At 35.0% G+C, this 5,358-nt stretch carries 4 protein-coding genes; all 4 read left to right on the top strand.

Features of this window, described 5'->3' with window-relative positions:
• Positions 1-103 precede the first annotated feature (103 nt).
• Positions 104-1,084: an MATE family efflux transporter gene (locus RMR19_RS07555; RefSeq protein ID WP_310602892.1), complete on the top strand. Its 981-nt coding sequence runs from the start codon at positions 104-106 to the stop codon at positions 1,082-1,084.
• 160 nt (positions 1,085-1,244) lie between these two features.
• Positions 1,245-3,764 (top strand): tetratricopeptide repeat protein, encoded by a 2,520-nt coding sequence (locus RMR19_RS07560; protein ID WP_310602889.1) that lies wholly within the window; start codon positions 1,245-1,247, stop codon positions 3,762-3,764.
• A gap of 15 nt (positions 3,765-3,779) precedes the next feature.
• Positions 3,780-4,556 (top strand): tetratricopeptide repeat protein, encoded by a 777-nt coding sequence (locus tag RMR19_RS07565; RefSeq protein ID WP_310602890.1) that lies wholly within the window; start codon positions 3,780-3,782, stop codon positions 4,554-4,556.
• A 13-nt stretch (positions 4,557-4,569) separates the two neighbouring features.
• The coding region (locus RMR19_RS07570) for an Hsp70 family protein (RefSeq protein WP_310602891.1) at positions 4,570-5,358 on the top strand (789 nt) is incomplete at its 3' end.

Consider the following 5,358-nt stretch of genomic DNA (forward strand, 5'->3'; position numbering starts at 1 on the left):
CATTATGATTATAGGTGTTATCATCTTAGCCACAATTATGGGATGCAGCTCCATTTTCTTTTCTGACTCTATTATTCGCCTATATTAAAAAGACCCAGCTGTAATTGAAAGTGGCGCAAGATATATACGACTTATTGGTTATTCCTATCTCGTTACCGCCCTCAGCAATGTTTTTGTTGCAACACTTCGAAGTATACAAAAAGCATATATACCTATGATTGGAACTATTATCTCACTACTATGTAATGTGTTTCTTAACTACTGCTTAATCTTTGGACACTTTGGTATGCCAAAACTTGGACTAGAAGGTGCTGCTATTGCAACTGTAATTGCTCGTATTGTCGAATTCCTATTCATCTTTGGTTATACTTACCTTAGGAAACTTCCTATTGCCGTAAACCCAAAACGATTCTTTCGAATGGAATCTCAGACAGTAAAACTTTATTTTCGCTATGGGTTCTTTGTAATTCTTGGTGAAGCTATCTATGGCATCGGTAATTCCATCTACAACATTGCCTACAAGTACACTGGCACAGAATCACAAGCCGCACTACAAATTGTAAATACAATCAAATCGTTAGCATTGGTACTATCAATTGGGGTTGGTAACAGTGCAGGTGTTATTATTGGTAAACTACTTGGGCAAAATCAATTAGAAAAAGCAAAACGGTTTTGTAAAAAATACTTAATCTTCAGCCCTATTCTTGCAGTTTGCATTGCTACCATACTTATCCTATTCGCACCTATGATATTACATCTATTCAATATCAGTTCACAATCTCAAGCATATGCGAATAAGATGCTTTATATTCTAGCTTTTGAACTACCGTTTCGTGCTGTAAATTTCACTATTATTGTTGGAATTCTTCGTGCAGGCGGCGACAGTACGTATTGTTTTAAAGCAAATCTTTGTGGTACTTGGTTATTCGGTTTGCCTGTGGCATTCTTAGGTGCTGCTATATTAAAAGCTCCTATCTATATTGTGTACTTAATGGTGACTGCTGACGAAATCGGAAAATTCTTCATCTGCTTCCCACGTACTATAAAATATAAATGGATGCGAAATCTAACACAATCAAATTAATTTACAAAGAATATTTCGAAAATTCACACCTTTTTTCGAAATATTCTTTTTTATAGCTTTTTACCTATTTTCTATATCCCACTTTATGTAGTATACTATAATATGAATACCTAAAAGATGCATAACCATAACACTTTATTCATACATAAGGATGGTTCACTTGAATAACAATAAAATTTGGAAAATATTAAACTTGGAACCAACTAAAGATGAAACAGTAATAAAAAATGCCTATAGAAAACAATTAGTTCATGTAAATCCTGAGGATAATCCTACCGGATTTATGGAACTGAGAAACGCTTATGAAGAAGCAATAAAACAAATACATGCTACGCAGGAAGAACTATCTTCAGATGAAACGGAGCTTGACTCTTGGCTCAAAGAATTAGATGCCATCTACCTAAATATTGAAAAACGTATTACGATAAAACTATGGGAAGACTTATTAGAGCAAGATACGTGTAAGCGACTTGATTCTTGGTATGAATTGAGAACACAAGTATTAACATATCTGATGGATCACTTCTATCTTCCTAATCCGGTATGGGAATTGTTTAATAAGGAATTTCGAATCCTTGATGATTTTGACGAACTTTCCAACGAGTTTCCTTCCGATTTTCTAAAATACATAGAGCGTCAACTTACGAACGGAACATTTTTAGATTTTATGCTTTTCACAACAAGTGATGCATCTGTTGCTGATACAGATGAGTATATACAGGAATATTTTTCTTTACGAGAAAAGGTAGAGCAAAAACAATATGAAAATATAGAAAGTGCATTTGCCGTACTGGATTCCTATTCTAGCTATCATCCTTATATAGATGTTGAAAGAATGCGCTATTTTCTTGACATTGCAGACTATGAAAAGACAGAACATTTGATTCAGAAGTTATCGCCTTACGTAGAGAATAATTATGTTGCTTTTTTTGTTGCAAAATCAATGTGGACATTAGAAAAATACGATGATGCAGGTGCACTCTACAAAACGCTATGTGACAAGTACGAAAACCATTATGGTGCCAATATTGGACTGATTGAATACTACTATCACACCAAACAATATCGTTCTGCAAATGAAACAGCAATTGCATTATTAAGACAATTTCCACAAGATGAACATACACATTCTTTGCTAAGTAAAGCAAATGAAGCTCTAATTCCAGAATATACAAAGCAGTTAGAAACCAATCCAGACTTATTTGATACAAAGGTCGAACTCTGTTGGTGCCTCTACCAAAACTCGCATTTGGAACAATGTCTTTCTGTACTTGACAGTTTCACTAAAGAGCAAAAAGAGAATCTTGTTTATCCAAAACTTAAGGGATATATATACTTCCAGTTAAACGATTATGATTCTACCGAAATGTATCTACTACAATGGTTACAAAAAATAAGCACTATGCAAGAGGATGAAAGCTATCCAAGGGAATTTCCTAAATCCAATTATTTGGTTGGTATTAACTATGCAGCCAATAAAGCTTATGACAAGGCTATTCCTTATTTGGAAATCGCGTGCAAGACAGACACAGATACAAACTCTCGCTTAACTAGTATGGAACGTCTTGCCTATACACATTTAAAAGCGGAAAACAATGAGGATTGTATTGATGTCTGTAATCAGATTCTTGAAATAAGTGACATGTTCTACATGGCTTATCTTCATAGACAAGAGGCTTATTACAATTTGAAAAATGGTAGAGCTGTTATAGATGATTATCATCATGCAATCGAACTCGTTCCAAACTATGCGAAGCCATATATTGTTGCTGCCAAAACATATTACAACTATCAACAATACGAAGATGCCATTAGTGTTATTAACCATGCAAAAGAACTTGAGAATACTTCTATCGAACTTGACTTCTTACATATAAAGAATCTTCGTATGCTTGCAAAGACCGCAGATGATACGAACGCAATTGTAAAGCTTTCTAATACGTTAATGAAGCAAATGCAATCTCCTACTGATGTCGAGGAAGAATATACATTTACTCTTGCTGATGTATATCATGAATTAGCCAAAACATATGCGGACAACAAACAGTTTGACCTTGCCTTAGAACAGATTCGTCTTGCAATTAAGCAAGACCCATCAAATAATCTCTACTATGTAACAAAAGCATATATTTTTGTCGATCAAGAACGTTACCCAGAGGCTACGATACAACTAAAACAATGTATTAGCCACTATCCCAACTCTGCTAACCTCTATACCAAACTTGGAGATTGCTATTTGGGGTTAGAGAATGAGATACAAGCTCAATATGAATACGAAAAAGCACTTATTCTAGCAGAAAACAGTGTCTTTATTATGATGAAACTTATGGATTTACATCATAATCGCTATATAAAACATGGAAAATTTACAGAATACAATGCAGCAAAATCCTATGCTTCCCGAATTCTGGCTGAGGAGATTTCCACTTATCATTATATTCACACCGGTTTACTCTATGTAGATGGTTATGATCTTGACCTTGCTCTGGATTGCTATAAAAAAGCACGTGAACTTACTCCTGATGACATCTGGTCTTACAATAATTCTGGTTATGCCCTAAAGATTCAGAGAAAATATGTAGAGGCAATTGAATCCTTTCAAAAGGCAATTTCTCTTATGTCTACAAAACTATCACTTTTGCCTCATAGTAACTTAGCTGATTGTTATGTTCTCACGTGAGAATATGAAAAAGCCTTGGAATGCTACGATAAATTAATTGAAAGCATTCCGGATTCCATGTGGGTTTACGAAGATAAAGCTGAAGTTTTCGAAAAGATGCATCTGTTTGCCCAAGCAATTACATTATATGAAAAAGCTTACAGTATATCAGGGGCATATATCATCGATACCTATTTTAATTTTGCCTTTGTTTATGATAAGATGGACGACTTCGATACAGGATTACACTATGTCGAGAAAGCATTAAGAGAAGATAAAAAGCGAAACTCTTCTTTTCTTCGTGCAGCAGAGTTCTTTTTTTCTTTTAGAAAACCAGATAAGGCTTTACAATATCTATCCAAGATAACAACATCATCAAATGGGGATTTTCGGGAACAATTTAATCACAGATTAGAACTTTCTCATGTTTATTTTGACTTACGTAAATATAGAAAGGCTAAGAAAGCTGCACTCGAATGCATCAAATTAATAGAGACGCAATATGACAGCATTAATAACTATACTTCTTTCTACTCTTGTCGTGCGAAACGATTATGCCACATGGGTGTCCTTTACATGGCGCAATTAGATTACCAAAAAGCCGAGGAAGTTCTTCTTGAAGCGATTCATTGTTTGCCTTGCAAAAATTGCTTATCAACTGGATGCTATGAAGCATTCTTTATTCTTGGCAAAGTATATGCTGTGCAAGGTAACTATATTAAAGCAAAAGAACAATATCAAAAAGCACTTCAATACAATGACAATTACACAATCTGTAGACGTCAATTAGAGCAATTAGAAAAACAGATTTAGGAGGCACTTATACATGATTATCGGAATTGACCTTGGAACTACTAACAGCCTTGTCTCGTATTTCACAGAGGAAGGCCCAAAAATTATACCGAATCGCTTAAACAACTCTCTTACTCCTTCTATCGTAGCAATTGATAATGGACAAGTTTTTGTTGGCGAAACTGCACGCGAAAAGATGCTTTTATCCCCTGATAAAGCCGCCTCTGTATTCAAAAGAAATATGGGAAATAATCGTGAATATACATTAGAGGATAAAGTTTTTACTGCCGAAGAGCTATCTTCCTTTATATTAAAAGCACTAAAAGAAGATGCCGAAGTATATCTAAATCAACCTATCACAGAGGCAGTTATCAGTGTTCCTGCTTACTTTAATGACAAACAACGAAAATCAACAAAGCGTGCAGGTGAACTTGCAGGGTTAAAAGTCGAACGTATTATCAGTGAACCAACCGCTGCTGCTATCGCCTATGGACTATATGAACAAAAAGAAGATGCCAAGCTATTGGTTTTCGACTTAGGTGGTGGAACTTTCGATGTGTCTATATTAGAATTATTTGATTCCATCGTTGAAGTTCGTGCCGTTGCTGGTGATAACTTTCTCGGTGGTGAAGATTTCACACAAGTACTTGTTGATATTATATTTTCTAAACTTACAGAGCTTGCTTGCATCTCTTTATCTGACAAGCAACTCAAACATATTACGAAGCAGGCAGATCGATGCAAATTAGAGTTTTCCAATAGTGATACTTCCACGTTCTCTTGCGTGAGTAATGACAAAGAATACTCTACCACTATTTCTTTG

Origin of the sequence: Anaerosporobacter sp., assembly GCF_031551385.1 — a bacterium.
GTDB lineage: Bacteria > Bacillota > Clostridia > Lachnospirales > Lachnospiraceae > Anaerosporobacter.